Source organism: Silanimonas sp., from assembly GCF_027530345.1.
GTDB lineage: Bacteria > Pseudomonadota > Gammaproteobacteria > Xanthomonadales > Xanthomonadaceae > Silanimonas.
In genome coordinates this window covers 1-5,476 of sequence record NZ_JAPZQK010000011.1, presented here as the reverse complement: position 1 = coordinate 5,476, position 5,476 = coordinate 1, and the positions used below count along the sequence as shown (strand labels likewise).

Annotated in this window: 6 protein-coding genes; 2 read left to right on the top strand and 4 right to left on the bottom strand. The window is 60.4% G+C overall.

All coding sequences use genetic code 11. From position 1 onward, the window contains the following. Positions 1-199 (bottom strand): plasmid pRiA4b ORF-3 family protein (locus O9255_RS06795; protein WP_297866102.1); only part of this gene is annotated, 199 nt, incomplete at its 3' end. A gap of 309 nt (positions 200-508) precedes the next feature. Between O9255_RS06795 and O9255_RS06790 the strand changes: the two genes are divergently transcribed. Together O9255_RS06790 and O9255_RS06785 are read left to right on the top strand one after the other, a co-directional pair. After that, positions 509-1,159: a BPSL0761 family protein gene (locus O9255_RS06790; RefSeq protein ID WP_297866101.1), complete on the top strand. Its 651-nt coding sequence runs from the start codon at positions 509-511 to the stop codon at positions 1,157-1,159. 229 nt (positions 1,160-1,388) lie between these two features. After that, positions 1,389-2,102, top strand: a complete 714-nt coding sequence (locus O9255_RS06785; RefSeq protein WP_297866100.1) for an SseB family protein — start codon at positions 1,389-1,391, stop codon at positions 2,100-2,102. Between the two features lie 230 nt (positions 2,103-2,332). Here the strand turns inward: O9255_RS06785 and O9255_RS06780 are convergent, their stop codons facing one another. The 3 genes from O9255_RS06780 to O9255_RS06770 are packed head-to-tail and all read right to left on the bottom strand — an operon-like array spanning position 2,333 to position 4,436. Next, positions 2,333-3,397, bottom strand: a complete 1,065-nt coding sequence (locus tag O9255_RS06780) for a Shedu anti-phage system protein SduA domain-containing protein (protein ID WP_297866099.1) — start codon at positions 3,395-3,397, stop codon at positions 2,333-2,335. Between the two features lie 29 nt (positions 3,398-3,426). Then, the gene (locus O9255_RS06775) at positions 3,427-3,876 is read right to left on the bottom strand and encodes a hypothetical protein (RefSeq protein WP_297866098.1); all 450 of its coding nucleotides are present in this window, start codon (positions 3,874-3,876) and stop codon (positions 3,427-3,429) included. Further along, positions 3,876-4,436 carry a hypothetical protein gene (locus O9255_RS06770; RefSeq protein WP_297866097.1) on the bottom strand — a complete coding sequence of 187 codons (561 nt, stop codon included), beginning with the start codon at positions 4,434-4,436 and terminating at the stop codon, positions 3,876-3,878. The genes O9255_RS06775 and O9255_RS06770 overlap by 1 nt, the downstream gene beginning before the upstream one ends. Positions 4,437-5,476: the final 1,040 nt, after the last annotated feature.

Sequence of the window (5,476 nt, the reverse complement as noted above, 5' to 3'; positions counted from 1 at the left end):
CGGGACGGAACTCGTGAAGATGGGTGTCGTTCCAGGCAAAGGCGCTCTGGATGGCCACATGCAGATCCCAGAACGTGCAGTCGCCGGGCACCTGCAAGCGGCGCCAGATCATCGGCTCGATGTGCTGGAGTTCGATGCGGACCTGCAGGACGGGCTTCGCTCCCGCCGCGCCTTGACTCATTTCGCCGGCTGCGGCCATCGGACGCTGTCCCAGATCTGTCCCAGTATGCATTCCTGAAGAGTTTTTCCGGCCATTCTTTTAGAGTTTTTCCGCGCATGAGAAGGTGGCCGGAGGCGCCGGGAAGTGGCTGATTTATAGAGCATTTGTTCGCGATCTGCACGCGCTATCGCCAAGATTCGCAACGCCTGATCGACCAAGCAATCGTCGCAATCCGTGCGACCGACTGAGCACAGGGTAAGGCCCGGAGTCAGGGGAGTCTGATCGTTCTGGCGATCGGGTCATCCCATCAGGTCTCCGGCACCCCTCCCATGCTCAAGGTGGCTCACCATGACGACTCCTCTCGAACGAAGTCTATCCGTCCTCTGGACGGGCGGACTGCTGATTCGTCTCAGCGGCGATCGCAGAGTACCCATCGAGCTTCGACGCATTGCGACATCGATCGCTCGCCATTTCCCATCCGTCGAAGACGTCGAGCATGCGGCGACGCTGTCCCTGCTACGCGAGCACGGCCACATCTTCGAGCACCCCCGCAACTGCCCGGCGTGGCAGGAAAAGTCCCCCGGCCCTCCTTTGACCCGCCAAACCCGTCTGAACTGGCCCTCGGGAGATGCCGATGACGGGATCGATGGCGATGCTGGCGCGCCGGACGCCTCCGAGATCGGCGGCGAAACAACGCCCGAAGACCTGAGGGAGCAAATCGAATCGGTCAACCGCGCCCAAGACGCATTGACGCGCCGTCGCTCACGGTTGGCCGCGTTGTGCATGGACGTCCATACGCCCCTGATCGTCTGCTTCCACGTCCTTGAGTGGAATCACGATCAGATCATCGAATGGATTAACCGGCTTCAGTTCGACGACAACACTAAGAACGTCGCGCACCTGCTGATCGAAGAGCGCCGGATCGAGATCAACGAACGTCTGCGCAAGCTGACCCACGAGAACCCGGTCAAGTGGCGTCCTCTGGATTGGGAAGGCTAAAGGTGCTGCGCGCTAACAGCCACTAACTGCGACGGGATATTGGCGCTTCCGAAAGCCAACCTGTGCGAACCTCTGGTTGCCTCACCATGGACAAAGTGGATAGCCCCGCCCCATCCAACCGGTTGATTCGTCCCGGCAGAGGCTTCGGAACTACATGAGCAGAAAGGCCAAAAGAGGCAAGCGAAAGGCACCCAGGAGTTCGAGTGGAAGCTCGACACTCGAACTCCTGATGGCGCAGTGCCAGACGGATCCCTCAGCCGAGCCCGCGTTTTTCGCCGCACTGCTCGAAGCCGCCGTGTATGTACACGCTCCAAGGCATGACACGGCGGAGAATCTCAGATTGATTCAGTTTCCGCACCCCGAATCCGGCGCTCATCTGCTGCCATTCTTCAGCGACGTCCAGCAGGCCACTGAGGCGTCGAATCCAAGGATCCGAATCGTCCAACTGACCGGCCGTAAGCTTTTCGAGATTACGCTCGGAGCCACGCTTATCCTCAATCCGAACCGGCACTACCTGATCCTCTACCCCGAAGAGGTTGAAATGCTGCTTCAGGGCAAAGTCCTGCCCCCGGTGCAACGGATCGAGCCTGAAGAGTTTGGACCTGCCGTTCTTGAACCCGCGACAGGCGCATTGGATTGGCTGGTGATTCCTCTTCGCGAGCTCTACGCCGGGATTCCCGGGATTCAATCGGCTTCTCTCGCGGAGCGGACCAGCCCTGAAGGCCGCCTGCCGAAGGACTTGGTAATTGTTGTCGTTGTCTCTGATGCCGACTCAGAGCGCACTAGTCGGGCGACGGGCGCAGCGATCAATGAGAGCTGTATGGCCTACCCGGCGACCGTCGATATTGCGACGCTAAGGCCTGACGAGGCTCACCCATGGGCGATGCTACCTCCCTTCTATGTCAAGGCCGCGCTGGGCCCCAATGATCCGCCCATTCACTGAGTTGCGGCATCGAGCTGGGCGCTCAACACCGCGGAGCAGCACCCTTTGGCGTCCCAGCTGCGGATTCCGGCTGAGCTGATCACCAGTCCCGAGGATGGGCTGACGACGATACTGGTGCTGATCACTCAACAGGTTCGCTGTCGGACCAAAACAGACATTCCGCTAGAAAGACGCTGAAGCAGCCCGCGCGAATCTTCTTCGTTACTCAAAACTGGGGGAATGTCGCTGAGCTACCAAGGGATGTCGTCGTCGGGCGGCGCGGCCGGCTCCGGCTCGACGCTGGCCGGGCTCATCATTTCGAGAAGCCTCTCGCCTTGCGCGAGCAGATGGTCATACGTCATGACCGTAATGCCGTTCATCCGTCGATTAAGCCCATGCAATGCCCGCTGCTTGGCCTCTTCCCACTCGTGCGACCGGCCGATAACGATGGTCGCTCTGGGGTGGTATGCGACCACTTCCTTATGGTCCAAGAGCCCGTTCTTGGCGGCGTCATGCAGCATGTCGAGGTAGCGGTGACATTGGCCGATAGCTCTGGAGACGTCGGACGAGAAGTAAAAGTTCTTGTGCGCCGTGTCGTATCTCAGCACGTCCATGTCAGGGCGCTTGAGCTCCACCAAGTCCCGGTAGCCGGCGATCACACCCGGCAACAGCAAGTCTAAGTTGTCACCGATAGAAATGGCGCGGACGGAATCCCGCACGACATAGGCGTTGCCAAATGCCCAGCAATGCTTCTCGCACCACTCCTGATACGTCTGCTCACCAGCCTCGCCGCGGCTCAGATTGGAGTGGAGCTCGGCCATAGCGGAGCGCATCTCGCTCAGTCGAAGGGCGCCCCGCAAGGCCACGGACAGCTCGGACGTGAGCTCCGTCTTCGCTAGGTGCTTCACAAGCGCTTCTTGGGAGAGCACCTTGGTCAACGCGCCTACCAACTCCTGGGGGTCGTGCCCACTCATATCCACTTCGCCGTTGGCGACGCGGACCATGATGAACTCCCCCGCTTCTGACTGTTCTGCGACCTTGAGGTGGTTCTGCAGGTACTTGAGAAGCGCGACCGATGCCGTTTCCGACAAGGTCAAGGTCTTCGCCTTGTCCTCCACCCAAGGCTGATCCTTGCTCTTGGTGAATCCCTCCAGCTTGAGGGAAAACTCGGTGCGGTCGGTGTGAGGGATGAAGTAGCCAACCGCCTGCAGCCGGCTTTTGCTAGTTTCGTTGAGAACGACGACCGGGGAATACTCCAGTTTCCCGCTGCTCGCCGGCCTTCTGACCACCTTCTCTACTTCCAATCCTTCGGACATAGCCCCTCCGGCAAAGCTTCATTCTGAGCTCAACGTCCTAGGCTGGGCACCTGGACCATCCACGCACTCGAGCCGGGGCTTGCCTCGGCCTCCAGCGGGCCTTCACAAGGCAGGAACCGCAGGCCCTGCAATTGGTCCTGGGAGAGCGGGAAGAATGCTTCCCCAGGCACCCCGAGGTAATGGTCGCCCTGGACGGCGCCACAGGCACAGTGGTTCGCTAAGTACGTCATGCCCGAAGTGCGCGTGGGGGCCATGCGCAACCAGGGCGCGTGGGCTTGGATCCGGACCATGGCTGCGGCGGATAGATCGGAGACGAACGACAACATTGCCGGATCTGCCTCAATCTCCAACTCATCGTCCGGCTCAAAATGATATGTGTACTCCGGCACCCAGAGCCGCGCCACGGGCGTCGGCGTGCTGCAGGCATGGCAGGTGGCCGTCCCGACCACCAAACCGAATGAGGAAGCGCGCACGCGCATCAGCCGCCCCCGACCTTCCGGAAGTGGGCCTGCAACTCAGAATCTGCGCCGATAGCGTCGATGAGCTCCCGGTCGATGGGCTCACTTGGGAGGGCAATGACGGATACCTGAATGTGGTGATTGCCCCAGCCAACGCCGTCGTGGATGAAGAAGTCCTCCAAGCAATGGACGGGCTGTCCAGCGACGCGAGTCAACTTCGGCCACCGGACGCGCCTCTCGCCCCACGACCACTTGGGGTGCAATGCTTTCGCCGCATCTGAGCGCTCGGTCAGCAGCTCTCTGCCGCGGTTTAGCGCCCGAAGCAGCTGATCGAAGCCCTCATCGAGCCGGACCTCTTCGAAGATACCTTCGTAGTCCAAGGTGCGTTCGATGAGCGCCACCATCCAGCTCTTGCCCCGCAGCCGCTCACGCTCGGCGCGGATGCCTGCCTCGATGGGCAGGTGGTAGGGGTCGGCCACCGACCACCCGCAGCCTGGAATCGATGGGTCTAGGGAGACCATGCGCGCCGGTTCGCGGCGCTGGGCGGGAAGGAACGTTTTCAACGCGTTCTCGAAGTCCATGGGGGCAGGATATCCCCGCCCGGTCGCACGGGGCGAGACGGTCAGGGCCTTCAAACCGTCCGCTTCCTTCCGGGCGTGTCCGTCATGCCCGAATGAACCGTCTCGATCTCTTCAGCAATTGCGATCCGGTCCACTTTCTCTGGGCTCCTCCTGGTCGGGAAGCTCTTGCGCAACGGATTGAGAAACCATGGTTTTGGCTCTTTCAGAATGCCAACGTTTTCGTTGATTGAGTGACAGACCTAGCCCTTCTCAAAGCTGCAGGGCCGGCATGAACCAGCTCAACGATAGGTTTCAACATGCTTTGAAGAGTAGAGGGCCAACAATCTGGTTGAGCCGATAACGCTTCGCCGTGCGGACTAGATTGGGTGTTGGACAACCCCCGAAGTTATCCGCCAGCCGATGTGTGCCTTGCGAACCGCGGGGCACAGCTGACGCGACGGGCGCATTCGCCTAGAACGTTGACCCCAAGACGCTGCGCTACCCAGAATCGACGTTGTTGTAGAGATTCGATTGCTGGTGCGAAAGATATCGAGCAAGCCAACGTGGTCGTGTCTAACGCGACGTTTCGCCTAACTTCAGTAGCGCGGCCTTCGACGTTCGAAACGACGCCCCCCCCTGACAAGCCGGGTAGCTCATAGGAGTGTCATGGCAGTATCGACGGTGAATCGCGAGAGAAGATCATGGACGAACGCATAGGGCGCCTCAAGACGTCGAAAGACGCGAAGGAATTCGCCAAGAATGCAAATCGTCTGGGCCGGCCCGACCTTGAAGAGCAGGCCAATCGGCGCGCACACCAGCTGCGCGCCGTCGAAGATGGGTACTCGAGCCCCGCGCAAGTTGCGATTGCCGAAGCGCTTTATGCCTATGAGGATCAGCGGAGCGTCCTCGAGGGAAAATCCTTGGGTCTGTCAAACGAACTGTGTAACCGGGATTGTCACAGCGCGGCCAGCGGCACGCGCTCTTCGCCGAACATCAACTGGAAGCTCTGCAGCGCTGGCTTCCAGTGGTGGATCATCTTCCAGCTCTTCGACGCTTCGCGG